Origin of the sequence: Streptomyces spectabilis (genome assembly GCF_008704795.1) — a bacterium.
GTDB classification, from domain to species: Bacteria; Actinomycetota; Actinomycetes; order Streptomycetales; family Streptomycetaceae; genus Streptomyces; species Streptomyces spectabilis.
Genome location: NZ_CP023690.1, coordinates 9106674 through 9132592, shown reverse-complemented (window position 1 = coordinate 9132592; position 25919 = coordinate 9106674). Strand labels below are relative to the sequence as shown.

Annotated in this window: 15 protein-coding genes; 6 read left to right on the top strand and 9 right to left on the bottom strand. The window is 74.6% G+C overall.

Annotated features, from left to right (window positions below; translation table 11 throughout):
• The first annotated feature begins 42 nt into the window (after positions 1 to 42).
• Positions 43 to 531 (top strand): universal stress protein, encoded by a 489-nt coding sequence (locus tag CP982_RS38755; protein ID WP_150514772.1) that lies wholly within the window; start codon positions 43 to 45, stop codon positions 529 to 531.
• A gap of 27 nt (positions 532 to 558) precedes the next feature.
• Here the strand turns inward: CP982_RS38755 and CP982_RS38750 are convergent, their stop codons facing one another.
• From CP982_RS38750 to CP982_RS42005, 3 genes are all read right to left on the bottom strand, one after another.
• Positions 559 to 1029: a Crp/Fnr family transcriptional regulator gene (locus CP982_RS38750; protein WP_184924857.1), complete on the bottom strand. Its 471-nt coding sequence runs from the start codon at positions 1027 to 1029 to the stop codon at positions 559 to 561.
• A gap of 212 nt (positions 1030 to 1241) precedes the next feature.
• Positions 1242 to 1745 carry a hypothetical protein gene (locus CP982_RS38745; protein WP_150514771.1) on the bottom strand — a complete coding sequence of 168 codons (504 nt, stop codon included), beginning with the start codon at positions 1743 to 1745 and terminating at the stop codon, positions 1242 to 1244.
• A gap of 32 nt (positions 1746 to 1777) precedes the next feature.
• Positions 1778 to 3697, bottom strand: coding sequence for a carboxypeptidase-like regulatory domain-containing protein (locus CP982_RS42005; RefSeq protein WP_170316589.1), 1920 nt, complete (start codon positions 3695 to 3697; stop codon positions 1778 to 1780).
• 711 nt (positions 3698 to 4408) lie between these two features.
• Here CP982_RS42005 and CP982_RS38740 point away from each other — a divergent pair.
• A complete protein-coding gene (locus CP982_RS38740) occupies positions 4409 to 5431 on the top strand; it encodes a S66 peptidase family protein (RefSeq protein WP_150514770.1) in 1023 nt (340 codons plus the stop codon).
• Positions 5432 to 5466: 35 nt separating this feature from the next.
• On the opposite strand, the gene CP982_RS42000 is transcribed toward CP982_RS38740, so the two are convergent.
• The gene (locus CP982_RS42000) at positions 5467 to 5643 is read right to left on the bottom strand and encodes a hypothetical protein (RefSeq protein ID WP_170316588.1); all 177 of its coding nucleotides are present in this window, start codon (positions 5641 to 5643) and stop codon (positions 5467 to 5469) included.
• A gap of 255 nt (positions 5644 to 5898) precedes the next feature.
• Here CP982_RS42000 and CP982_RS38735 point away from each other — a divergent pair, with 255 nt between their 5' ends.
• The 4 genes from CP982_RS38735 (at position 5899) to CP982_RS38720 (ending at position 11077) form a co-directional block, all read left to right on the top strand.
• Complete coding sequence (locus tag CP982_RS38735) at positions 5899 to 6267, top strand: CATRA system-associated protein (RefSeq protein WP_150514769.1); 369 nt, start codon at positions 5899 to 5901, stop codon at positions 6265 to 6267.
• Complete coding sequence (locus CP982_RS38730; protein ID WP_150514768.1) at positions 6264 to 7772, top strand: CATRA conflict system CASPASE/TPR repeat-associated protein; 1509 nt, start codon at positions 6264 to 6266, stop codon at positions 7770 to 7772. Before CP982_RS38735 ends, CP982_RS38730 begins: the two co-directional genes overlap by 4 nt.
• 82 nt (positions 7773 to 7854) lie before the next feature.
• The gene (locus CP982_RS38725; RefSeq protein ID WP_150514767.1) at positions 7855 to 10290 is read left to right on the top strand and encodes a CHAT domain-containing protein; all 2436 of its coding nucleotides are present in this window, start codon (positions 7855 to 7857) and stop codon (positions 10288 to 10290) included.
• A 277-nt stretch (positions 10291 to 10567) separates the two neighbouring features.
• A complete protein-coding gene (locus CP982_RS38720) occupies positions 10568 to 11077 on the top strand; it encodes a hypothetical protein (protein WP_150514766.1) in 510 nt (169 codons plus the stop codon).
• On the opposite strand, the gene CP982_RS38715 is transcribed toward CP982_RS38720, so the two are convergent.
• The 5 genes from CP982_RS38715 to CP982_RS38695 form a co-directional block, all read right to left on the bottom strand.
• On the bottom strand, positions 11058 to 12602 hold the full coding sequence (locus CP982_RS38715; protein WP_150514765.1) for an alpha/beta fold hydrolase: 1545 nt from the start codon (positions 12600 to 12602) through the stop codon (positions 11058 to 11060). The two genes, CP982_RS38720 and CP982_RS38715, sit on opposite strands and share 20 nt — an antisense overlap.
• Positions 12603 to 12767: 165 nt before the next feature.
• Positions 12768 to 14168 (bottom strand): MDR family MFS transporter, encoded by a 1401-nt coding sequence (locus CP982_RS38710; protein ID WP_150514764.1) that lies wholly within the window; start codon positions 14166 to 14168, stop codon positions 12768 to 12770.
• A complete protein-coding gene (locus CP982_RS38705) occupies positions 14165 to 24139 on the bottom strand; it encodes a non-ribosomal peptide synthetase (protein ID WP_150514763.1) in 9975 nt (3324 codons plus the stop codon). The genes CP982_RS38710 and CP982_RS38705 overlap by 4 nt, the downstream gene beginning before the upstream one ends.
• A gap of 1 nt (position 24140) precedes the next feature.
• Complete coding sequence (locus CP982_RS38700; RefSeq protein ID WP_150514762.1) at positions 24141 to 24926, bottom strand: ABC transporter ATP-binding protein; 786 nt, start codon at positions 24924 to 24926, stop codon at positions 24141 to 24143.
• A complete protein-coding gene (locus CP982_RS38695; RefSeq protein ID WP_150515946.1) occupies positions 24923 to 25882 on the bottom strand; it encodes a FecCD family ABC transporter permease in 960 nt (319 codons plus the stop codon). The genes CP982_RS38700 and CP982_RS38695 overlap by 4 nt, the downstream gene beginning before the upstream one ends.
• Positions 25883 to 25919 lie beyond the last annotated feature (37 nt).

The window sequence follows — 25919 nt, the reverse complement described above, 5'->3', positions numbered from 1 at the left end:
AGCCACGGGAGCCCCGGGCCAGGAAGCGAGGAGGCTGACACCGTGACCGTCATCGCCTGGGTCGTCGAAGGCACCTGGCCCGCGTGCGTCGACGCCGCCCGCGCCCACGCGCCCGAGCACGCCGACATCCTGCTCCTGCACGTCACGGGACCTGAGGCGCCCGGTGCGGCCCACGGCGCGTACGCCGGACTCCTCGGCCGGGCCCGTCCCGACCGCGACCCCGGCACCGCCGTCGAACACCTCGCCGCCGCCTCCGCCGCACGCCTCCTGGCCGCCGCGGCCGAACGCCTCGGTCGCCCCAGCACGCGCACCGAGCGCGTCGGCCGCGCCGAGCGGGAGGTCGTGGCCGCCGCCGAAGGGGCCGAGCTGCTCGTCCTGGCCCGCGACGGCGACCGCACCCACCTGGGCCCCCGCAGCCTCGGCCCCGCGAGCCGCTTCATCGTCGACCACGCCCCGTGCCCGGTCCTCCTGGTCTGGCCGGAGGCCACCCCCAGCACGGCCACGCTCCCGCCCCCGCCGCCACACCACTAGCGGGGCATCAGTCATCGCCGCGGACTGTCACCGCGGGCCACCGCTGCCGTAGGGCGCGTACAGGTCGAGCAGCCGGGTGCGGGCCGACTGGAGCCGGTGGGCGAGGACCTTGCCGACCCACTGGGCGACGGCCGCACCGAGCCGAGGGTCGCTCGCGCAGAGGGACCGCACCGCCGTCGCGTCGAACTCGTAGGCGCGCACGGGAGTCGTCGCCACGGCGCCGAGCTGCCAGACGTACGGCGGGAACAGCCAGGACCAGCCGACCAGTTCGTCGAAGCCGATCGACTCGATCACCGGTGAGCGGCGCCCCGGCACGTGCATGTCGAGGGTGACGGTGCCGGAGCGGACGACCCAGAACCGGTTGGCGCGGCCGCCTTCCTCGAAGAGCCGGGTGTCCTGCGGAATGGTGACCTCACGGGCGACACGCAGCAGACGGGCCCGGTGGTCGTCGGGCAGGGCCCGCAGCATGCGGGTGCTGGACATGGTCATGACGTTCATCGCTGTGCCTTCCTGCCGCGCCGCCCCGGGCCGCGCCCGGCGGCGGACGCGGCCACCTCCCCGGCGCTGCCGAACCCTGCGGCGACGCCGATCCCGGCCGTTGACGTGCTCAGCGTCCACCTCGGCGGGTGCGCGGCACAATGGCCGGGCGGGGCAGCGGTCGGGGCCGGGCGGCGCCCGGGAGCGGGCCGAACGGCCCTCGCCTCGGTCGTTCAGACGGGCTCGGCGGCCGCGCGGCCACGGCGTACGTCCGGCACGGGTGGCGCCTGGAAGCCGTCCCGCGTCCAGGCGACTTCGAAGGGCATGTCCGGGTCGGGGTTGCTGAAGCGGGCGGACACGTCGCGGCCCGCGACGAGCACGGTGACGACCAGGGTGTCGGGCAGGTCGATGCCGTGTCCCGCCGCGAAGGCCGACGGGTCCGCCGCCGCCTCCCGTGCGAGGTCCGGGTCGTCGGCGACGGCTCGCAGCACCTCGCCGACGCGTGCGTCCCGGGCGAGTTCGACGAGGCGCTCGTGCTTCGTGATGCGGCGTTCGACACCGGCGAGGTCGCCGCTGAGCGCCTCGCGTGACAGAGGCGGCTTCGGCGGTTCGGGCCAGGGCGGCCTGCGGCGCAGCATCTCCCTGAGCCTGCGGGCCTGCCGGTGCAGATCGGCCAGGTCCGCCTGGTGCAGGTCGACGAAGCGCAGGAGCGTGTCCTGATGCGGATTGCCGGACATGTCGGTCCCCCACTCGTGTGTCTCTCGCACTTCTAAAGGGCGGTGTCCCAGCTCCCGGACCGGTAGGCCATGACGGGGTCGGCGGTGAGGCCGCCCCGCTCGTCGAGGGTGAACCGCAGGACGTACCAGAGCCTGCCGGGCTCACCGGGGACGTCGGCGACGGCCCAGCGGCCCCGGCTCGTGGGCAGCGAGGCGGCGTCGACGCTGAGCAGCGACAGCGAGGCACCGGAGTGGGCGAGGGTCTGCTCGCCGGAGAAGTTGTCGATCCAGCAGCGGTACTCGCCCGGTACAAACGCCCCGGCGACCGGCGTGATGGTGATGCGCTCGGGTCCGGCGCCCCCGCGCTCGTCGACGTCGAGGCGGGCGAAGGGGACGGGCCGCGCGTCGTTGAACAGGCAGTGGAAGCGTCCCTCGCCGCCGGTGGGGCCGGAGCAGTGCAGGTCCAGGTCGCGCGGCAAGGGACCCCGGTCGAGTTGCAGCACGTACGCCATGGGTGTCTGGACGGACTCGTCGCGGTGGAGCCTGACGGTGACGGTCACGGTTCCGGACGCCGGGACGGTCGCGGGGACGCTGCTCGGCAGGTAGCCGGTCGTCGACGCCCGTACGGTGGCGGCCCCGGCGGGCCGGACGAGGAGGAAGGTCGCCTCCGGCGGCGAGCCGCCGGTGGTGGCGGTGCGGGCCGCGCCGCCGACGGTGAGCCGGACGTGGGCGCCGTCGAGCGGCTGGTCGGCGTTGTCGGCGTCGACCACGCGCACGACGACGGTGGCGGAGGCGCGCTGGACGACCAGCTCGACGTGGTCGCCCCGGGAACCGACGGTCACGATCCGGTCGGCGCTGGGGTCGTGGTCGGTGGAGAGCTTGATCTGCCCGTGCGGGACGCAGGCGAACGAGAAGCGCGCTTCGACGTCCGTCCTGGTCTGGTACGGATCGCCGTCGAGGTCGAGGATCGGGCCGCCCTGAACATCCGTGACGTACACCCATTCGCCAGACATGGGGGTGCCTGCCGAGTCGAGGACGCGTCCGGTGACCGTCGTGCAGTCCATCGGGATCCGCACCTCGACGGCGCCTCGGTCGGGGACGGTGTCGGTGACGGTCGCGGTCTGGAAGCGGTTCGCCGTGGCCCGCAGCTCGATCGGCCCAGCGGGCACGCGGTCGCGGACGGCGCCGTCGACGGACGCGGTCAGCCCGGCGCGGCCGTCGGTCGGCGCGGGCCGCGTGTCCCCGGCGAAGGGCACGCTCGGCGGCAGCGCGGTGACTTGGGCGTCCGCGACCGGTGCGCCGGTGCCGCGGCGGGTGACGACGGCGGTGACGCGCGCGCAGCGGCGGCACGCGGCATCCAGGGGCGGGCGCCAGCCGAGGCCGGGCCGTACCTCGTTGAACTCGATGGTGAACGAGGTCGCCGCCGGGCCACCGGGTTCGGCGTCGCCGTCGACGCGGCGGGGGCTCGCGTCGTCGCGCAGCCGCCAGAACCGCTCCGGCCGGGCCTGGTTGCGGGTGGCGAAGCTGAACCTCACCTGGTCGCCGGACTTGATCGGCGTGCCGAAGGGGGTGGGGCTGCCGCCCGTCATCCCGGAGATCGTGAACGTCCGCTCCCTCGGGTCTCCGGGCGTGTAGGCCGGAAACCCAGCCTGCAACGGCGACGACACCAGCAGCGCGCGGTCGCGCCCGCCGAACTGGTACGTGACCAGCTGGGGGTCCTTCTTGCTCCGCCGGGGAAGCACCAGCACGCCGTGGTCGACCCGGACCAGGACGTCCGGCAGCGGCCGCCACGTGCCGTCGACGGCCCGCAGCACCATCTCGTCCCCACTGCGCACGGGCCAGCTCGTCGGCCGGTCGATCAGGAACGTCTCCCACGTCCCCGGCGCCCCCGCCGTCGGGCCGAGGTACCCGGAGTAGGCGGTCGGCCCGTCGACGGTCCCCAACAGACGGCCGTCCGCCGTACGGATCCGCACGGCATTGGGCTTGTACGGCGCCGGTCGGCACTCGCCCTCGACACAGTCACACCATTCCGAACAGGGAGGCCAACAACTCATGGACGCGCCCTTCCACCGCCCGCCACCCGACCCCACCCCGCGGCCGGCCCCGCCGGGGCGAAATCGGCTTGAGGGAGACCTACTTGTGGGGGCAGGGGGTGTCAAGGCGGGGTCGTCCGAGGGGCCGGGTGACGGGTCGGGCCAGGGTCTCGGCAGCGTGCCCGGTGAGGCGCCTCCGACGCCCGTCATGGTGGGCAGAGCCGAGATCGTTCGCCCTCGTGCCGTGTTCTCAAATTGGTGTGGACCAGTTGGGGTCCGTGACGCCGGGATGGACCTAGCCTGAGGGGAGCCGGCCGTCCGCCCCCCTTGGCGACCGGTGGGCTCCCGCGCCTGCCCCCGGCGCGGGGGCCGAGGGGGCGGGTCCTGGCGCGCCGGCACTCGATGTGCACGGAGCCGCGCGAGGGTCACGCAGTTCAGGCACCAGACCTCTTCCCGGCCGATGCACCTGCGCGAGCGGGCATCGGAGAGTTGCGTCCGCCCGAGGGCGCCGTCCGCCGCGCTGTCACGGTACTCCGCCTCGCCCGGGCGAATTCGGCGGGTCGAGATGGGAAGAAACACTCCCTGTGGCCGGCCAGTCGGCCGATCGGTTAATGAGTGGCGTGCTGTTACGGGGGTCGGGACACTACCTCGGTGACCCGTACCGCACTGCCTCAACTGCTGCGCCCTCGCGCCCTCGTGCCCGGAGACCTCGTCGTCGTCGCGGCGCTGTCCGGGCCGCTCGCTGCCGGATACGCGCCCGATCTCGAACGGGCAGTGGCCGAGATCGAGCGGATGGGATTCCGGGTGCGCCTCGCGCCGCTCCTCGAAGCCGGACGGCACCGCTGGTGGAGCGCGGCGCGGCCGGACGAGATCGCCAAGGAGTTCAACGGTCTGCTGCGTGATCCCGAGGTGCGCGCGATCGTCGCGCACGACGGTGGCCATACGGTGTTCGGGTACCTCGACCTGATCGACTTCGACGCGATCAGGGCCGACCCCAAGCCGATCCTCGGTTACAGCGACATCTCACTGCTGCACCTGGTGCTCTACGCGCGCACGGGCCTGGTCGGATTCCATGCCGACCTGGCCACACCCGGTCTCGGCGGGTACTGGCAGCGGGCGTCTGCCGCTCACAGGGAAGAACTGAGGAAGCTCTACTCGACGCTGCTGACCGGCACGGAGGCGATCGGCGCGCTGCCCACGGGCCCGTCGTGGGAATGCTGGCGTACCGGGCGCGCCGAAGGCCCGCTGATCGGCGGGGTCATCAACCGCATCGTGCTGGCGCAGGCGACACCCTTCGCGCTTCCGCTCGAACGCTTCGACGGCGCGGTGCTGTTCTGGGAGGAGCTGGGCGGCCACGCATCACACGTGTGGAACTACCTGCAGATACTGCGGCACAGCGGCATTCTCGATCGGATCGCCGGCATGGTCGTGGGCGTTCCGGAGGCAATCGACGGGCTCGACTCGCCCGACGGTTCCCCGACCCTGGCCGAGATCGTCCTCGACGTCCTCGGTGACCGCGACATCCCGGTCCTGGGCAACGTCGAGACCGGACACGCGGGCCCGAACCTGCCGATGCCGGTCGGTGTCCGTGCCGCCCTCGACGCAGAGGAGCGGACACTGTCGCTGCTCGAACCGGCGGTACGGCCGCACCCGACGCCGGAGCGGGCCGGCTGAGCGACGCGCATCGAGCCGACGGCCGTGGCAGCCGCTCAGTCCTCACCCCGTACGACGTTCCCGTCAGGGTCCACGGGCGGTGCGAGCTGAGCGCTGCCGTCGGGCACGGGCGCGAGGCACGTGCGCACACCCCTGCCGCGCAGGCGGCGGGCCTTCGCCCAGCCGGTCTCGTACAGGCGCAGGACTTCCCTCTTACCGGTGCGCGCGGTCACGGCGCTTCAACTTCTCTCTGCGTCGGGTGGTTGGAAGACGATCGGCGGAGCGACGGAACCGCCGTCAGGCAGCCGTCCCGGCTCCCCGCGATGTGCCGTCCGGGTTCCCGAAGCCACGGGCGGGAAACGCTTCCCGCCCACGCGACCACGTCCCGCCCTCGCGGCACAGGTTTCGCCGAAGCGGTGTACGGGCCGCGTGCCGTCGAAGACAATCGGCTTCCGTTCCTGGGTGGTGGTACGCGGCTGGGGGGCAGCGTGGCTGAGACGGCGGCGGGAAACGACTTCGAAGAGGCGGCGCGGCAGGCGGCGTCGGCGCTGGGGCGGATCGTCGAGTGGTCGATGCCCGCGACGCGGTGGCGCGCCGTGGTGGCGGCCGTCGAGGCCGTGGGGCAGTCGTGGCGGGCCGGTGACGGTGAGCGGTTGCGGCTCGCGGCGGCCCGCCTCGCCCTGGCCGGGCCGCGTCTCGTGGCCACGCGTCACGAGGACGACCCCCTCGTCCCGGCGCCTGCCGAGGTGCACGAGCGGTCCAACGTGCTGATCACGGAGATCTTGAGCCGGTCGAGGTCCGACTGGCCGACTTCCCGGGCGGAAGGCGGGGACGACCGGGACGGGGGCGGCGCGTGAGCGCCGTCGTGCGTCGGGCGCTTCTGCTCCATGTCTTCTACGGGGTGGGCCGCGCGGGTCTGGGCGCGCGGGCCCCGCAGGTGCAGCGCGTCTGGGACGACTGCGGCCGACTGGGGTTGCACGCGGCCGTGCCCGGCGAGGCCCTGCTCGACGAGGTGCCGGGGATCGGCGGGCCCGCGCCCGGCTACCGCGTCCTGGCGGCGCGACAGCGGACGGGCGGCGGGCTGCACCAGGCGCTGCTGTACCAAACGCATGACGTCGTCGGGGTCACGCTCCTGCTGGCTCCGGAGCAGGAGAGCGGCTGGGACTCCCTTGAGGGGGCGGTGTCGTGGGCCTGTCCGGGGAGTCTCGGCTCCGTTCACGTGCTGCTCGGGCTCAGTGCGGGCGCGTTGTTCACGGCGGACCGGGGTGGTGCCGTGGTGCCGGCGGTGGCCGGTGAGGTGGGTGGTCTGTTTCCGGGGCACCGCCCCGGCGCGCCGCACCGCACCCGGCAGGGCTTCGCGCTCTGGGAGGTGCCCGGGGCCGTCGCCCCGGCGGTCCGGAGGCGGCTCGTGGCGCTCGCCCCCGTCGCGCGAGAACGCCAGTTGGACGCCTTCGCCTGGCACGCCCGGGACCGGCTCGCCCCCTTGACGCGCTACGCGCTGCACGCGGCGAAGCTGCGGTACGAGCGGGCGGTGCTCGACGGCAGCCGTCACGGGGAGCTGCGCGACCGCGCCGATGAGGCGGTGCGGCGGGCGTCGGAGGTCACCGCGCGGCTGCTCGGCGGGGACCGGCCCGCCCTGCGCGAGGTCCTCGACGCCCGTGTCGTCCTGGTCGCGTTGAGGACCGACGCACAGGGGCTGATCGTGGCGGCGTCGAGGCTGCGGATGCTGCGCCGCACGGTGGAGATCGCCCGCGCCAACCTGGTCGCGTCCGTGCCCGGGGAGTGCGATCCGGCGCCGGACGCCGGGCTCGCGGACGCGGGCCCGTTCGCCGGTGACCTGCTGCTCGGGGAGCGGCTGCGGCAGGACGTCGACGACGAGTTGGAGTACCTCCAGGCGACCATCGAGGCATCGGCCGAGGTGTCCCGCGAGGCCCTGGCGGCGACCGACCTGCACCTGGCCGATCACCGGCAGCGTCTGACGCTGTTGCAGACCTCCTTCATCGGCGCCTTGTTGATGGGTCTCGCCGCCGTGCAGGCCTTCGGCCATCGCGTGCCGATGCCCGGCCCGGTGCGGGCGCCGGTGATCGCCCTGCTCGCGGCGCTCGCCCTGACGCTTCCCGTGACCGTGATCGCCTGGTCGCGCTCCACCGTGCGTACGGGCTCCTACGCCGTGCTGCACCACGTACTCCTGGGAGCCGTGGGCGCGTCGGTGGGGTGGGTCGCCGCGACCCTGGTGGCCGAGGGCACCGAGGGCGGTGCGCAACAGGCCGGGTGGTCGCTGGTGGGCGCCGGGGCCGGTGCGGTGGTGGCGGCCTCGGCCGACGTGCTGGGCCGACGGCGACGGACGCGGAACGGGACGTGAGCACGAGCGGCGTACGAGAAGCGGAGCAGCGGTGCGAGCCGCGTACGCGGGACGGGACATGGGGACGAGGGGGGAGCACGGCATGGGGATCCGGCGACGGCTGCGGGCCGAGGTCAAGCGCGTCGACGGGGTGAAGGCGGCGCGCGAAGGGCGCTGGCAGGCCGCCCGGGACGACCTCACGCTCGCGCTGGAGGCGCTCACCGCCGAAGGCCTCGACGACGAACTGCCCAAGGTGCTCGAACCCCTGGTCACCGCCTGCATGATGGCAGGGCTCCTGGACGAGGCGGAGCGGCGCGCCCTCGACTACCGCGCGTGGGCCGCCGACCACGGCAGCCCCGAGGACCGGGCCACCGCCCTCGGAAAGTACGGGGAGGCGGTCGCGCAGATCGGGCGGCTCGTCGAGGCGGCCGAGGCGTTCCGGGAGGCGCTGGTGGCCCTTGGTGAGCCCGCTGACGAGACGGGCCGGGAGCTGCGCTGGTCGCTGTTGAGCAACCTGGGCAGCGCCCTCGCCCATGCCGGGCGCTTCGGGGACGCGGAGCAGGTGCAGCAGCAGGCCTTCGAGGTCGCGCGGGAGCTGGACAGCGCTCCCAGGGCGGCCCTCGCCGCGAGCCAGCTGAGCCTGGCGGCGAACGGGGTCGGGCACCGTGAGCGAGCCCTTGAGTGGGCCGAGACCGCCCGTGGTTGGATGCGGTCCGACGATGACGACCTCGTGGTGGCCGAGGTCGAGGGCAACCGGGCGCTGGCCCTCAGCCGGGCGGGGCACACCGACGAGGCCGAAGAGGCCATGCGGCGGGCCTGGGCCGCGGCCCGGCACATCCCGCTGCTCGCCCAGCAGGCGCAGGTGACGAGGCTTGAGGTGCTCAGCCGGGCGGGCCGGCACGAGGAAGCGGTGGCCATGGCCGACGCGCTGCTCGCCGCTCTGCCCCCGGGACAGCCGCGGCAGCGTGCCGTCGCGCTCAACCTCCGGGCGGGCATACGCCTTCAAGGAGGCCGGCCCGCGGAGGCCGTCGCGGATCTGGAGAGCGCCCTCGAGCTGAAGCGGCGCATCGCCGATCACCGGGGGATGGCGACCGGGCACCTCAATCTGGCGCACGCGTTCCTGGGCGCCGGGGACCTGCCCTCGGCCCGTCACCACGCGCGGCGGGCCGAGGAGTTGTGGGCGCCCCTGCTGCGGGCGGCGAGCGACGAGGCCGGTTCGGTCGGCCTCTTCGACGTGCATGCCACGGCCCTCACCCAGGTCGCCCAGGAGCTGCGGCTCGGCGTCGAGGACGTGACCGGGGCCCTGGAGGCCGCCGAGCGGGGCCGCTCCGGCCCGCTGAGCGAGCGCATCCGCGCCGCCCGCCCCGCTCGGGCCCAGGTGCCGGCGGAGCCGCCCGGCAGCGAGCGGATGCGGCGGCTGGCCCGCCGATTGGGAGCGACGCTGCTGGTGTACGCCCCTCACTTCGAGATCGAGGCCGTCAGCGGCCAGGCCCCCCGGCTGCGGGAGATCCACATGTGGGTGGTGGCTCCCGACGGGGGCATCCACCACGAGGTGCAGCGCGAAGTGACCGACGACGAGCGCTTGGACGAGTCGCCTCCGGTGGATCTCCTGGACGCCGTACGGCAGTTGGAGAGCCAGGTCGGCGATGCCGCGCTCATGGCGGGGTGGGCCGAGGTGCTCCTGGGGAAGGTCGCGCGGCTGCTGCCCGAGGGGCCGACGGCGCGGCTGGTCATCGTGCCGCAGCGCGGCCTGTGGTCGGTGCCCTTCGCCGCGCTGCCCGTCGGCTCGGGGGAACCGCTCATCAGCCGGTGCTCCCTCACCCTGGTGCCCTCCCTGCACGCCCTGGAGCTGATCGCGCACGACGACGTGTGGCGCGACGGCGAACGGGAGCCCGGGACGTCAGGCCCACTCGTGGTGGGCGGCGTCCGGGACGCGGTGGTGCCGACCCCGGACGGGCGCCTGCTGCCGCTGTCCGACCTGCCCCTGACGCTGGAGACGGCGCGGGCCGTGGCGCGCGTCCACGGAGGTTCCGCCCTGGCGGGCCCCGCGGCGACCGTACCGGCCGTGCTCGACCGGATGGGCTCGGCGGATCTGCTGCACTTCTCCTGCCACGCCGTGCTCGACGCACGGCTGCGGCTCGACCAGCTCCCCGGCTGCATCGCGCTGACCCCCGCGGGCGACGAGCACGGGCAGCTCACCAGCACCCTGCTGGCCAGCACCCCGACCCGGGCCAGGATCGCCGTCCTGGGGTGCTGCGCGACCGGCCAGGGCCTGGTGACCGCCGACGGCGTGCTCGGCCTGGCCCGCACCTTCCTCATGTCCGGTGTCTCCACGGTCCTCGCCACGCTCTGGGAGGTGCCCGAGGAGCCCACCCATGACGCCCTGGTCTGCTTCCACCAGGAGCTGGCGCTGACCGGCGACCCCGCCGAGGCGCTGCGGCGCGCGGTGCTGACGACGCGTCGCAAGTGGCGGGCCCCGGAGATCTGGGCCGCGTTCACCCTCGTCGGCTCGCCGGGGCCGCGGCGGCGCGCGGAGTGATGCCCGGCCCCGGTGCCGTCGTCTGCGAGCAGAGCCGCTCCCCCATGGCGAAAGTTCATTCGATTCACGGTGGGCCGGGTCGTCCGTCGTACGTATCCCGGACGGTGTCGTCCCTGGTCGGCACAGGTTGGCCGAGGTCGTTCTAGGCTCCGTCCGCCGCACGCCGTACGTTCCTCGTGGTCCCAGACCCCGGCCATCGCTGTAGCCGTCGGGCCGCGAGCGAGTGGGTGAGCGCTCCCTCATGGCCTCTCTTCTGGCACATAGCTGGAGGGCTGGTATGCCGACCGCCGTCCACCGCCCTGTGGACCTGACCCGCGCCCGGGGCGCCCGGCTGCCGAGGCTGTGCCTCGCCGTCGAGGTCGGTCGCGCGCCCCGCACCCAGATGCTCCTGGGCGAGGCCGCCCAGTGCCTGCTCACCGCGATCGGCGCCCCACCGGTGCTCGCGCGGCGCGCGGCGGAGGTGGCCCGGCTCGGCGCCGACTACGTGGCGGGCCACAGCGAGCGGCCGCGCTGCCGCCTGTGGGTGCACACCGATCCCGACGGGGTCACCCTGACCATCACCGACTTCGCGGGCACCAGCCCGACCGGTCAGCCCGCCTGGCTGCCCGCGTCGCCCGCCGACCAGGAGCAGCCGCTGCCGGTCCCGCGCCACACGTACGGGCAGCGCGAGGTCGACGAACACGACCTCGCGCTGCACCTCACCCCCGAGGGGCATCTCCGCTTCGCCTTCCACGCCTGCTGGCCGGGCGGGCCCTCGGGGGCCGGGGTCAGCGGCGTACCGGAGTGACCGCGATCGGCGGGAGGGACCGCAGACAGGAGGTGTCACCCGGGTCGTTGGCGCGGATGAAGCGCGAGGAGACGCCCGCCACGCAGCGGCTCAGCTCAAGCTCGGGCACGTGGCCCATGTTGCGGACCGAGTGGAAGCGGCTGTCGCGGAACTGCCCGGCGGCCTTCTTCCCGCTGGCGTCGGGGGTGTTGGAGTCGAGGTCGCCGGACAGGACGAGGACCGGTACGTTCGGCAGCTTCGGCTTCGTGGGCTGGGGGTTCGGGGTGTCCTTGCCCGGCCAGCCGATGCACACGTCGCCCGCGTCCGTGGTGCCCTCGGTGAAGCCCTTGGCGCTGAACGCGCCGTGCTCACCGGGGCGCACCGCCGCGAGGGCGGCGCGGTACTGGCGCCACCGCTCGGACCGCGACGCGTCCTTCGACCAGTCCCTGCGGTAGTCGTTGCAGACGACCGCGATGTAGGGGGCCTGGTCCAGCTCGCTGCCCGACTCGCCCTCCGCCCGCACCAGCTCGCGCAGCGGCGCGGTGTCACCCTTCACGAACCGGTTCAGGGCGTGCGGCAGTTGGCCGAGCAGCGAGGGCTTGTCCGGCTCGAAGCCGACCCCGCTGCTCGCCGCCTCGAACAGCAGGTTGGCGAGCTTGTCCTCGGTGAACTTCTTCTTGTAGACGCCGTGGCCGGTGGCTATCGGGATCGTCAGCGGCTCGGCGCGCAGGCGCGCGGCCGTGGTGGCCAGGTCCCGCACGGTCTGCTCGCCGTCGCACGCCACCGGCACGCTGCGCTCGCACACCCGGCGCAGGGTCAGCGAGACCGCTTGCGCGCTGGGCCGCGCCATGGTGTCGAGCGCGAGGGGGTAGGCCCCCGAGAGGACGATGTTGCGTACGCTCTCCGGGTGCCGGGAGGCGTAGACCGGCATCAGATAGGTGCCGTACGACAGGCCGTAGAGGCTGAGCTTGCGCACCTTGAGACGGGCGCGGATGGCGTCGATGTCGTCGGCGGTGGCCGCCGAGGTGAAGCCCGCGGCCTTCGGCCCGAGGTTCTTGCCGCACCGCTCCACGGCGGCCCGCTGCTGGGCGCGGGTGCCGAACCGGTACTCGGCGTCGGTGACGCCGCACGGGACGCGCTCCGACTTGCCGGTGCCGCGCGGGTCGACGAGCAGGACGTCGTGGTCCTTCAGCAGCCCCTCCAGGGCCCAGGTGACCTCCTTGGCCTTGTCGATCAGGGTCTCGCCCGGGCCGCCCGGATTCAGGGCGACGGTGCCCTTGGCGGGGCCCGGCGCGCGGTGGCGCACCACCGCGTAGCTCACCTTGACGGCGCCGAGCTGCGGCTTGCCCGCCACGAGCGGGCGCTTCTCCTGGCCGCAGTCGACCTCGTGCCCGGGCACGGAAGGGCACCAGCCGGAGGGCACCGCGGCCGCGCTCGCCGGCGCGGCGGTGGTGGCCGTCGCGGCCGCGGTGGGCAGCACCGAGGCCAGCACCGCCAGCACGCCCACCGCCAGGCCCGCGCGCCGCGCCTTGTTCTTGTACGTCATCGCCCTCTCCTCTGCCTCGGGCCCCTCGGGCTCCGGGATCGCCCGGTGTCCCCCGGGTGCGAGCACTACGGTGCAGGGCGCGCTTCACAGCGACGGCAGAGCTACGGCAAAAGCACGTAAGAAACAGCTCGCGGGGGGCGGGCCCGGCCGGGGGCCGGGAGCGTCCTACGGCTTCCTGGCCTGGGTCCGCGGTAGTCGTGTCGCCCCGGCGGCCGCGAACAGGCAGAAGCCGAGGACCCACCAGAAGGTGTCGCCGAACGCCCAGGAGACGTCGGCGTCGCGCGCGGAGAGCCGGTTCTGCAGGACCACGGCGAGGACGGCGGTGCCGAGGGAACCGCCCACCGTGTTGAGCAGGTTGAGGGCTCCGGAGGCGCGCGGAAGGTGTTCGGGCTCGATGCGGCTGTAGACGATGTTCATCACCGGTGCGCCGATCATGGCCATGCCGACACCCCGCACGGTGAGCGCCGCGGCGATCACGATGTCCGGTGGCTCATGGCCGAGTTGGGTGAACGGGACCGTGCCGACGACGATCAGCGCGATGCCGGAGACCACCAGGGTCCGGGGCGCGACCTTGTCGATGGTGCGGTTGACCAGGACCGAACCGGCCGCCGCGCCCAGGCCCTGGGGGGCGAGCAGCAGCCCGGCCTCCCACGCCGACAGGCCGCGGCCCGTCTGGAAGTACAGCGGCAGCAGGAACATCGTGCCGAACACCGAAGCGCCCAGGACGAGCAGGGCGAGCGCGGCGGCGCCGAACGGCGGCCGGGTGAACAGCCGCGGGTCGACCAGCGGTGTCCGGCTGGTGCGCAGCCCGTGCACCGTGAACGCCACGAGCATCGCCAGGCCCGCCGTGACGCCCAGCGCGGCCGGGAGGGTGCGGCCGTGGGCGACCTCGGTGAGACCGTAGACGAGGATGGCGAGTCCGGGCGACAGGAGGACGGCGCCCCGCAGGTCGAACGCCGTCCGCCGGGGGGACGGCGGCACCTCGGGCACGTAGCGGCGCGCGAGGAGCATCGCGGCCGCGCCGATCGGCAGGTTCACCAGGAACAGCCACGGCCAGGACGACACGCCGAGGATGGAGCCGCCGACCAGCGGGCCGAGCACCGGCGACAGGAGCGGTACGACCGAGACGACGCTGATCACCCGCCCGGTGCGCTCGCGGCCCGCGATCCGGGCGAGCAGGGCCTGCCCGGTCGCGGGCAGCATCCCGCCGCCGAGGCCCTGGATCACCCGGAACACGATCAGGCTGGTCGCCGACCAGGCGAGCGCGCACAGCGCGGAGCCGAGCAGGAACACGCCCACGGCGGCGAGCCAGGTCCGGCGGCCGCCGAACCGTCCCGCCAGCCAGCCGGACGCGGGCACCGCGGCCACCACCGCCAGCAGATAGGCGGTGGAGACCCACTGGATCTCGGTGACCGAGGCGCCGAACTCCGCGGACAGGGTGTCGATGCCGACGCTGACGATCGTGGCGTCGACCGTGGCCATGAAGGTGCCGAGGACCAGGATGAACGCGATGCGCAGCAGTTCCGCGTCGACCTTCGCGGGCGGCGGTACGACCTTCTCGCTCATCGGCGCTCCAGCAGATCGCGTACGTCGTCGTCGAGGTGGGCGCCCAGGGTGCGGAGCAGGTCGAGGAGTTCGTCGGCGAGCCCGTCGACGTCCACTCCGGCCCGGTGGGCGAGCACGCCGGTCCAGCCGTCGCCGTCCGGCATGACGGTCAAGGTCACCGGGTGGTGGGTGGCCTCGCGGAAGCGGGTGCCGACGACGGTGAGCCCGGGGGCGGGTTCGCGCAGCCGGTCGGGGTCGACCGGGTAGTTCTCGAACACCACGAGGCTGTCGAAGAGCCGGTGGCGCCCGGTCAGCCGCTCCAGGTCGGTCAGGGCGACGTGCTGGTGCTCGACCAGGGCCCGCTGCCGGGCCTGGAGGTCGGTGAGCGCCTCGGCGAGCGTGCCGTCGAGCCGTGCGCGGACGGGCACGGTGTTGGCGAGCAGACCGATGATCTCCTCGGCCCCTTCGAGCTCCGGGGGACGGCAGGCGACCATGGCGCCGAAGCAGACGTCCGCGCGCCCGGAGCGCCGGGCGAGGAGGACCGCCCACGCGCCCTGCACCAGGGTGTTCTGGGTCAGGCCGCGGCGTGCGGCGAGCCGGGCGAGGTCGGCCACCAGGGGCGCCTCGAACGCGATGAGCGCGGGCTCCTGCCACGTGGGCCCCGGCTCGCCGCTGTGCACGTGGTCGCCCTCGGGCAGGCCGTCCAGTTCCGCGGCCCAGACGTCGAGGTCGGGCTCGTGGTCGGCGCGCCAGCGCAGATAGTCGCCGAACGGTACGGGAGCGGGCAGGTCCGGCTCCTCGCCCCGGACACGGGCGGCGTAGAGGGCGAACAGCTCGGTCAGGATGCGCGGCGCCGACCAGCCGTCGGAGAGCACGTGATGGGTGGTCAGGACCAGGTCGGCGCGTTCGGGGCCGCGGCGGATCACGGTCAGCCGGACGAGCGGTCCTTCGGCCAGGTCGAAGGGCTCGGCCAGATCGGCCGCCAAGGCCTCCTCCGCGGGCCCGTCGGTCACCCGGAAGTCCGGCCGCGGCGACTCCGGGATCACCGCGAGGCCCGCGGGGAACACGGCGCCCAGGTTCGGGTGCCGGGCGAGGAGGCCCTCGCCCGCGACGCGCAGGGCGTCGACGTCGAGCTCACCGGCGAGCGTGAACGTCGACTGCACGGTGTAGGGGTCGGGGCGCTCGGTGCGCGCGTGGCGCAGCATCACCTCCTGCAGCGGGGTGAGCGGCTGCACCTCGGCGATCGGCCGGTCCCCGTCGAGCCCGCTGATCTCCGGTGCGGCGGCGGTGCGCAGCAGCGCGGCCCGGAGGTGCCCGGCGAGGTCCTCGATCTCGGCGGCGGTGAACAGCGCGGACGGCCAGGTGATCCGCACCCCGAGCGCGTCGTCGCGCACCAGGGCGTTGACCATCAGGCTGTGCGGCAGGGGCAGTTCGTCGGTGCCTCCGGAGCCGAGCGGGTCGGCGTCGGGGGCGGGCTGCCACGGCGTCTCCGCGGTCGGGGCGCCGGGGAACTGGCCGAGGTAGTTCCAGGCGACTTCCGGTGCCACCGGGTCGAGCAGCCCGGCCGCGGCGAGGATGCCGTGGCCGAGGCCGTCGCCCTGGGCGCGCAGCCGTTCCCTGACGGCCCGCACGTCGTCGCGCGCGTCGAGGCGTACGGGGTGCACGGCGGTGAACCAGCCGACCGTCTGCGACAGGTCGACCGACGTGGGACGGCCGTGGCTCTCCAGGGCGACCAGGACCTCCGGGGTGCCGCGCCAGGCGTGGACCGCCTGGGCGAGCGCGGTCAGGAGCACGGCGTCCGGCGTGCTGCGGTACGCGGCGGGCAGGGTCGTGATCAGGGCGCGGGTCGTGTCGGCGTCGAGCCGGATCTCGTGGTGCGCCGCGGTGGCCACGGTGTCCCGGGCGGGGTCGAGCGGCCCGGTGAGCGCCCGAGTGGCGGTCATGCCCTGCCAGTGCGGCAGTTCGGCCCGCCGGTCGGCCTCGCGCAGCGTGCGGGCCCAGCCGACGAACGACTGGCCGTGCCGGGCGAGGGCGCCGCCGGTGTAGGCGTGCTGCACGTCGTCGAGGAGGACGCGCCAGGACACGCCGTCGACGACCAGGTGGTGGGCGATCAGGACGAGCCTGCCGGGCCGTTCGGGTCCGCGGTCCACCCACAGCGCGCGCAGGAGGGGTCCGGTGCGCGGGTCCATCGCCGCGCGGACCGCGGCGACGTGGGAGTCGACCAGGGCACGCGGCTCTTCGTCGTCCGCCCGTACGCGGGTGAGGACGTCGGCGGCGGTGACGGCTCCGGCCTCGGGGACGCGCAGGGCGTCGTCCACCAGGTGGGCCCGCAGTACGTCGTGCCGGGCCAGGAGCGCGTCGAGCGCGGAGCGCCAGGTCGTCTCGTCGCCGCCCGCGGGGACGCAGATCTCCACCCACTGGCAGAAGCCGTCGGCGGCGGTGCCCGCGCGGCGCAGCAGGTCCCGCATGATCGGGGTCAGCGGGGCGTCGCCGGTCACGGGGCCCGCGCCGCCGTCCAGGGCGCGGGCGCGCGCGGCGATCCCGGCGACCGTCTCGCCCTCGAACACGTCCCGCGCGGTCAGGCCGAGGCCCTTGCGGCGGGCGCGCGAGACCACTTGCAGCGACACGATGCTGTCGCCGCCGATGGCGAAGAAGGCGTCGTCGGGTCCGATGTCGTCGGTGCCGAGGACGTCCTGGAACACGCGGAGGAGCACGGCTTCGGCCTCGGTGGCCGGTGCGCGGCGCGCGGCGGCCGCGATCTCGGGGGCGGGAAGGGCGGCGGCGTCGAGCTTGCCGCTGGGGCTCAGCGGCAGGCGGTCGAGCTCCACGAACGCCGTCGGCACCATGTGGTCGGGCAGTTCGCCCGCCAGGTACGCGCGGAGCTCCGCGGTGTCCAGGTCCGCTCCGTCGGTGGGGATGACGTAGCCGACGAGCCGGTCCTCGCGCACGATCACCGCGCTGGCGCGCACGGCGGGGTGGCGGGTCAGCGTGGACTCGATCTCGCCCAGCTCGACGCGGAAGCCGCGGACCTTGACCTGGTGGTCGACGCGGCCGAGGAACACCAGCTGTCCGTCCGGCCGCCAGCGCACGAGGTCGCCCGTGCGGTACATGCGCTCCCCCGGCGCGGCGAACGGGTCGGCGACGAACCTCTCGGAGGTCAGACCGGGGCGGCCGAGGTAGCCGCGGGCCACGCTGGGCCCGCCCAGGTACAGCTCGCCGGTGACGCCGGCGCCGACGGGCTGGAGCCCGCCGTCGAGGACGTAGGCGCGGACGTTGGGGTCGGGGCGGCCGATCGGCAGCGGGCCGGGGTCGTCCGGTTCGTAGGTCCAGGTCACGGAGTTGATGGTGACTTCGGTGGGGCCGTAGGCGTTGAACAGCGCCTTGCGGCCCGTGCCCCAGCGCCGGGCCAGCTCAGGGTCGAGGCGCTCGGCGCCGACGACGAAGAACACGTCGGGGTCGACGGTGCGGTCGTCGGGCATCGCGGCCAGGAACGACGGCAGCAGGTTCACCCCGGTGACCCGGTGCTCGACGATGTAGTCGAGGAGTTCGTCGCCGGGGACGCGGACCTCCTCGGGGGCGATCACGGAGGTGCCGCCGGACAGCAGCGGCACCATGGTCTGCCAGAACGCGACGTCGAAGCTGGTCGACGCGAAGTGCAGATACCGGTCGTGCTCGGTGACGCCGACGACCTCCTCCTGGAGGGCGATCAGGTCGGGCACGCCGCGGTGAGTGACGCCGACGCCCTTGGGGCGGCCGGTGGTGCCGGAGGTGTAGATGACGTAGGCGAGCGCGTCGTCGGTGAGGCGGGAGCGCGCCTCGGCCGGGTCGGTGCCGGGGGCGGCGGCGAGCGTGGCCGCGTCGTCGAGCCGCAGGACCGGGATGTCGCTCTCGGCGGGCAGTTCGGCGCCGGTCGTCACGGCGGCGGCCGGGGCGATGTCGTCGAGCATGAACGCCAGGCGCTCGCGCGGGTAGCTCGGGTCCAGGGGGACGTACACGGCGCCCGCCTTGGCCACGCCGAACAGGGCCACGGTCATCTCGATGTCGCGCCCGAGCAGGACCGCCACCGGGTCCTGAGGCCGTACGCCGCGCGCGATCAGCGCGTGGGCGAGGCGGTTGGCCTCGCGGTCGAGCTCGGCGTAGCTGAGGCTGCGGTCGCGGCAGACCAGGGCCTCGGCGTCGGGCTTGTGGCGCACCCAGGCGGCGAACTCCTCCAGCCAGTGGCCGCGGGCCTTGGCGGGGACGACCTCGGTGCCGGTGCGCAGCATCCGCTGCCGCTCCTCGGGGTCGAGCGCGGGCAGCCGGACCGCGGGCCGTGCCGGGTCGGCGACGATCTCCCGCAGGAGGTTGTGCAGCCAGCGGCCGTAGTCGCGCACGGTCGTCTCGGCGAAGGCGCTCGGCTGGTAGCCGAGGCCGATGGTGATCGCGTCGTCGGGGATCACGATCACGGTGAGCGCGTAGTGCGTGGCGTCGGTGATGTCCACGCCGGTCAGGTCGAGGCCGGGGGCGAGCGGGGTGCGCTTGCGGCTGGAGAGCGGGAAGTTCTCCATCACCAGCATGGTGTCGAACAGTTCGCCGACGCCCACCGCCCGCTGGATTCCGGGCAGGCCGACGTGGTGGTGGTCGGCGAGGGCCACGCTCTGGGCGTGTACGTCCGCCATGAGGTCCCGCGCGGTGCGGTCCTGGGGGTGCGCCACGCGCACCGGGATGGTGGTGCCGAGCTGGCCGATCATCGACTCCACGCCGTCGACCTCGGCGGGCCGCCCGGACACCGGGCAGCCGAACACGACGTCGCGGCGCCCGGTGAGCCTGCCGAGCAGCAGGCCCCAGGCCGTCTGGAGCACGGTGGTCAGGGTGATTCCCTGTGCGCGGGCGAAGGCGCGCAGGCGGTCGCTGAACTCCCGGCCGAGGTCGACGGTCACGCGGCCGGGCCGCTCGACGCCGGTGACGGTGCTCGCGGGGGCGAGGCGCGTCGCGTCGTCGACTCCGTCCAGGGCCTCGCGCCACGCGGCCAGGGACGCCTGGTGGTCCCGCCCGGCGAGCCAGCGGAAGTACTCCGACAGGGGCGGGGCGGTGGGAGCGGCGGGGCCGCCGCCCAGTTCGGCGTAGAGGGCGAGCAGGGTGCGGCCGACCAGCGGCATCGACCAGCCGTCGAGCAGGGCGTGGTGGTTGGTGATCACCAGCTTGTGCTCGTGCGGGCCGACGCGGGACAGCAGGAAGCGGATCAGCGGCGGGTTCGCCGGGTCGAAGGGGCGCTGGAGCTCGGTGCGGACGGCGGTGTCGAAGTCGTCGTCCTGCCGCCAGTCCAGGGCGACGTCGGCGGGGATCACCTGCACCACGTCGTCCCCTGCCGTGCCCAGGTACACCCGCAGCGCGGGGTGGCGGCGCAGCAGCTCGCGGGCGGCCGCCGCCATCCGGTCCGGGTCAAGGTCGCCGACCAGAGTCGTCACGGCCTGGACCACGTAGACGTCGGTGTCCTGCTGTTCGCGGACCAGCGTGTGGAAGGACAGGCCGAGTTGCAGCGGGGTCGCGGGCAGGACGTCGGCGACGCGGCCGGTGCGTTCGAGGGCGTCGATGGCGTCCTGGTCGAGGTCGACCAGGGGCAGGTCGGAGGGGGTGAGCCCGCCGGGGGTCGTGCGCGCGTGGGCGGCGAGGGCGGCGAGCGCGGCGGCCCAGGCCGTCTGGAGGTCCTTCACGGCGTCGGCGGGGAGGACCTCGGTCGCGGCCGTCCACTCGACGGCGAGGCGGGGCGCGCCCTCCTCGTGGACGAAGCAGTTGAGGGCGAGGACCTGTTCCAGCGCCTTGTCGTCGGGTTCGGTGACCGCGAAGGCGTCCCGCTCCGGCAGGCGCCAGCCCGGCGCGGTCAGCGGGGCGAAGCGGCCCAGGTAGTTCAGGAGCACGTCCGGCGGCGGCGTGGCCGCGAGTTCGGGGCCCGCCTGCGGGTCGAGGTGGCGCAGGACGCCGTAGCCGACGCCGCCGTCGGGGACGGAGCGCCGGGCCTCCTTGGCCGCGCGCAGGAGCCGTCCCGCGTCGCCGGACGCGGGGACGCGCACCGGGTACTCGCTGGTGAACCAGCCGACGGTGCGGGCCAGATCGAGGTGTTCGCGGCCGTGGCCCTCCATCGTGACGGTGACGGCGTCGCCGCCGACGCCCCGGTTCCGCAGGGCGAGGACGAGCGCGGCGAGCAGGACCTCGTCGACCCCGGCGCGGTAGGCCGCGGGCAGGGTGGTCAGGAGCGCCTCCGTGACCTCCGGCGAGGCCACGGTGACCGAGCGGTGGGCGGTGGCGACGGTGTCCCGCGTCTGGTCCAGGGGGCGGGCGCCGAGGCGGGGCGCGGAGTCGAGCGCGGCGCGCCAGTGGTCGAGTTCGCCGCGTCGCGCGCCGGAGGTGCCCTGCTCGGCGAGGAGCGTGGCGTGGCGCCGCCAGGACGCGCCGGCCGGGGCGAGGGTGCCGCCGGTGCAGGCCGTGTGCAGGTCGGGCAGCAGGACGCGCCAGGAGACGCCGTCCATGGCGAGGTGGTGCACGACGACGACCAGGCGGTCGGGGGTGCCGTCGCCGGTCCTCACCAGGGTGGCGCGCAGCAAGTCGCCCGAGCGCGGGTCGAGTTCACCGGCGAGGTGCTCGGCGAGCGCGGTCACGTCCTCGCCGTGCACCTCGTTGACGACGGCGCGCACCGCCCCGCGGGGCAGCACCTCCAGGCCGTCGTCCACGCGCAGGCGCAGCGCGTCGTGGTGGTCGAGGACGGTCTGGACGCCCTTGGCCAGGTCTCCGTGGGTGAGCTCTTCGACGCGGAGGGCGGTCCACTGGGCGTATCCGGCGACGGTGTCCACGTCGGGGTGCGGGTCGAGCAGGCCGCGCACGATCGGCGGCGCGGGCACCGGCCCGGTCGGGTCGTCCGTGACCCGGGTGTCGTCGTCGACCGCGTCGGCGGACGCGGCCAGGGCGGCGAAGCTGCGGCGGGCCAGCAGGTCGCGCGGGCGCAGCTCGAAGCCCTTGGCCCGGAGTCGGCTGCTGACGGTGATGGCGGTGATGCTGTCGCCGCCGAGGGCGAAGAAGTCGTCGTCCACGCCGACCCGTTCGACGTCGAACACCTCGGCGAGTACGGCGCACAGCAGCCGCTCCCGCTCGGTGCGCGGCTCCCGGCCGCCGCCGGTGGCCGCGGGCGCGGGCAGGGCGGCGCGGTCGAGCTTGCCGTTGGGCGTCACGGGCAGTTCGTCGAGGACCACCACGGCCGCGGGCACCATGTGCTCGGGCAGCCGCTCGGCCAGGTGGGCGCGCACGGCGTCACCGGTGACCGAGGCGGCCACGACGTAGCCGATCAGGCGGGACGAGCGCACCGTGGCGGCGGCCGCGGTGACGCCGGGCACCGCGCCGAGCGCGGCCTCGACCTCGCCGGTCTCCACCCGGTGGCCGCGGATCTTGATCTGGCCGTCGCCTCGGCCGAGGTATTCGAGGCCGCGTCCGGGCACCCAGCGGGCCTGGTCGCCGGTGCGGTACATGCGCTGGCCGGGCGCGCCGAACGGGTCGGCGACGAAGCGCTCGGCGCTCGCCCCGGGCCTGCCGAGGTAGCCGCGGGCCAGGTGGGGTCCTGCCAGGTACAGCTCGCCGGCGGTGCCGTGCGGTACGGGCTGCAGGGCGTGGTCGAGCAGGAGGACGCGGGTGCCCGCCAGCGGGTGGCCGATGGTGGGCTCGTCGCCGGTGATCCGCGCGGTGGTGGCGTCCACGGTGGCCTCGGTGGGCCCGTAGATGTTGCGCGCGGTGATCCCCGACGCGGCGACCTTGCGCCACAGCGCGGGCGGGGTGGCCTCGCCGCCCAGGACGAGGAGCGCCGGGCGCAGGTCGAGCAGGCCGCCCTCGATCAGCGGCGCGGCCATGGACGGCGTGGTGTCCACGACGTCGATGCCGTCGCGGGCGTACGCGGCGAGCAGGGCGTCGGCGTCGCGCGCCGTCTCGGCGTCGTAGACGTGCAGTTCGTGGCCGCACAGGAGCCACACCAGGTGGTCGAAGGCGGAGTCGAAGGCGAACGAGTAGGTGTGGGCGACGCGCAGCCGCCTGCGCGTGGCGCCCTCGGCCTCGGCGATGACCGTGGCCCGCTGGTGGTGCAGGAGCGCGGCGAGGCCGCCGACCCGGCCGAGGACGCCCTTGGGGCGGCCGGTCGACCCGGAGGTGTGGATCACGTAGGCGAGGTGCTCGGGGTGGCGGGGAGCGGCCAACTCGTCGTCCCGCAGCGGCGCGTCGGACAGCGCGGCGGCCTCGTCGAGCAGGGTCGTCCACGGCAGTCCGTCGAGCGTGCCGTCGGTGAGGACGAGCGCGGGGCGGGTGTCGTCGATCAGCTCGCGCAGCCGCTCGGCCGGGTGCGCGGCGTCGAGCGGCTGGAAGGCGGCGCCCGCGTCGAGGACCGCGAGCAGCGCGACCACCAGGTCCGCGGAGCGCGGCAGGGCGAGGGCCACGAGGTCGTCGGGTCCGATGCCGCGGGCCCGCAGCGCGCGGGCGACGCGGTGCACCCGGCCCGCCAGGTCCCCGGCGCAGAGGCGTTCGGCGCCGTACACCAGGGCGGTGCCCGCGGGGTCCGCGGCGGCCATCGCGGCGAACGCGGTGGGTACGTCGACGGGGGTGCCGGGCAGGGCGGGCGGTGCCCAGTCCGCGAGGAGCCGGTCCGCGTCGTCGGTCAGGGCGATCCGGCCCACGGGCAGGCCGTCGGTGAGCCCGGCGAGCAGGGCCCGCAGGCCGGTCAGCTTGGCGTCGACCGCGGCCTGGTCGTTGGTGCGGGCGTCGACCTCGAAGCCGAACAGCAGGCCGCCGTCGCGGGTCGGCAGGACGCTCAGGCCCATGTCCTCCGGCGGGCCGCCCGCGACGTTGCGCATCACTCCGGTGGACCCGGCGAAGTCGAGGGTGAGGTCGAACGCCTTGAGGTTGATGCCGCGGCCGTGCAGGAGCGCGCCCGCGCCGGGCACGCCGAGGTCGCGGGGCAGGTCCTCGCCGCGGTACCGCTGGTGGTCGCGCATCTCCTTCATGGCGGCCGCGACCCGGCGGCTCAGCTCGCCGAGGCCGTCGCCGGGGTGCACGGCCACGCGGAGCGGCAGGACGTTCACCGCCATGGCGGGGGTGCGCAGTTCGGTCGAGCCGGTGCGGCACATCAGCGGCAGGGCGAACACCACGTCGGTGCGGCCCAGCATGCGGTGCAGGAACGCCGCGTATCCGGCGATCAGCGCCTCGCCCCAGGTGACGCCCGCCTCGTCGGCGAACGCGCGCAGCCGGGCCACCTGGCCGGCCGGGACGACGGCGCGGGCGGTCAGGGTGCGCTCGGGCGGCCCCGCGGCGGTGTCGACGTCGCCGAGGTCGGGCAGCGGGGTGAAGCGCTCGACCCAGTAGGCGCGGTCCTCGGCGGCCCGGTCGCTGTCGCGGTAGGCCCGGTCGGCGGCGACGAGTTCGGGGAAGGAGCCGAAGGTCGACCTCGGCGGCTCGGTGCCGCGCACGAGGGCGGTGTAGCGGGCGGCGGTGCGCCGGGCGAGCATCGCGGCGGTGTAGCCGTCGAAGATCAGGTGGTGGCCGAGCTGGGTGTACCAGACCTCGCGGTCGGACAGTTTGATGACCGTGCGTGAATAGAGCGTTCGTTCTACCATGCCTCGACATGTCTCGCCCGCCCGCGCGCGCTCGGCGTCGACGAGCGCGGCCGCCGCGGCGGCGGGGTCGGCCGCACCGCTGACGTCGACCACCTCGGGTGCGGGGACCGGCTCGTCGCTGACCGACTGGCGCGGTCCGTCCGGCGTCTCGCGCACCCGCAGCCGCAGCGTCTCGGCCTCCTCGGTGGTGGCGCGGACCGCTTCGACCAGGGCGTCCACGTCGACCGGGGCGTCGCCGGATATCTCGACGACGTCGCCGACCACGTAGTACGGCGAATCCGGTTCGAGGCGCTGGGCGTTCCAGATGCCCAGCTGGGCGCTCGTCAGGTCGAGCGGACCGGCCGAGGACGAGGACACGCGTGCGGTGCTCAATTCACTCTCCTTGCAGTGTGGGGACGACCATGGGCGTGTCCGTCACGGGGTCGGGGACGATGACGCTCGGCAGGTCGAAGACGTCCTTGATCAGCGCGGCGTCCACGATGGCGCCGGGCTCGCCCTCGGCGACCACCCGGCCGTCCTTCATGGCGACCAGGTGGTCCGCGAAGCGGCACGCCTGGTTGATGTCGTGCAGGACGGCGATGACCGTGCGGCCCTCGTCTCGCAGCCTGGCCAGCAGGCCGAGCAGTTGGTACTGGTGGGTGATGTCCAGGAAGGACGTCGGTTCGTCGAGCAGCAGGTAGGGGGTCTCCTGGGCGAGCACCATGGCCATCCAGACGCGTTGGCGCTGACCGCCGGAGAGCTGCTGCACCGGCCGGTCGGCCAGGTCGGCGACGCCGGCGGCGGCCATGGCTTCGGCGACGGCCTCCTCGTCCCGGGGCGACCACAGGGCCAGGAGCGACTGGTGCGGGAAGCGGCCCCGGGCCACGAGCTGGCGGACCTTGATGTCCTCGGGGGCCAGCGGATCCTGCGGCAGGAAGCCGAGCTGCTTGGCCAGGGCCTTGGTCGCGTAGCCGCCGACCGCGCGGCCGTCGAGTTCGACGTGCCCCGAGTCGGGGCGGAGCAGCCGTACGAGGGCCCGCAACAGGGTCGACTTCCCGCAGGCGTTGGGGCCCACGATGGCGGTGAACGCGCCGTCGGGCACGTCCAGGCTCAGCCGGGTGGAGACCACGCGGTCTCCGTAGCGCAGGGTGATCTCCCGCGCGGTCAGGCGTGCGGTCACGCGCGCCTCACCTCCTTGGTAAGCAGCCAGATCAGGTAGCAGCCGCCGATCGCGGTGCTCACCACTCCGACGGGCAGGGAGACGGGCGCGAGCAGCATCTGAGCGATCAGGTCCGCGCCCTGCAGCAGGACCGCGCCGGTCAGCGCGGCGGGCAGCAGCGGCACGCCGGGCGCGCCCGCGAGCCTGCGGCCGATCTGCGGTGCGGCCAGGGCGATGAACGCGATCGGCCCGGCCACCGCGGTCACCGTGGCCGTGCAGCCGACGCCGACGAGCACCATGAGCAGCCGCAGCCGGTCGAGTCCGACGCCGGTGGTCACGGCGACGGCGTCGCCGAGCGAGGCCTGGTGCATGGCGTGCGCCCGGGTGGCGATCAGGGCCAGCAGGACGCCGATGACCGTGAAGGGGATGCCCACGTTGTCCCAGCCCACGTCGTTGAGGGAGCCCGCGCTCCAGCCGACCGCGGCGATCGCGACCTCCAGTTCGGCGCGCAGCACGATCCACGAGTTGAGCGCGGTCACCATGGCGTTGACGGCGACGCCGATCACCACCAGGCGCAGCCCTGAGAAGCCCCGGTCGTACGCGAGGAGGTAGATCGCGGCGGCGACGACGAGACCGCCGAGCACCGAGCCGACGGCCAGTTGCGCGGAGGTGCCCGAGAGGACGGTGAGGGCGACCAGGGCGCCGGTGTAGGCGCCCGCGTCGAGGCCGATCACGTCCGGGCTGCCCATCGGGTTCCGGGTGAGGTTCTGGAAGAGGGCCCCGGCCACTCCGAGCGCGGCGCCGAAGACGACGGCGGCGAGGACCCGCGGCAGCCGCCAGTCCTGGATCACCACGGAGGGCTCGGCCCCGCTGAGGGCGGCGAACACCTCGCGCGGGGTCGACCAGGACGCGCCGTAGCAGAGCCCCACCAGGCCGAGGGCCAGGATCAGGACGGTCATGACCGCGACGAGGACCATCGTCCGGCGTTCGACCCGCAGCCCGAGCGCGCTCACG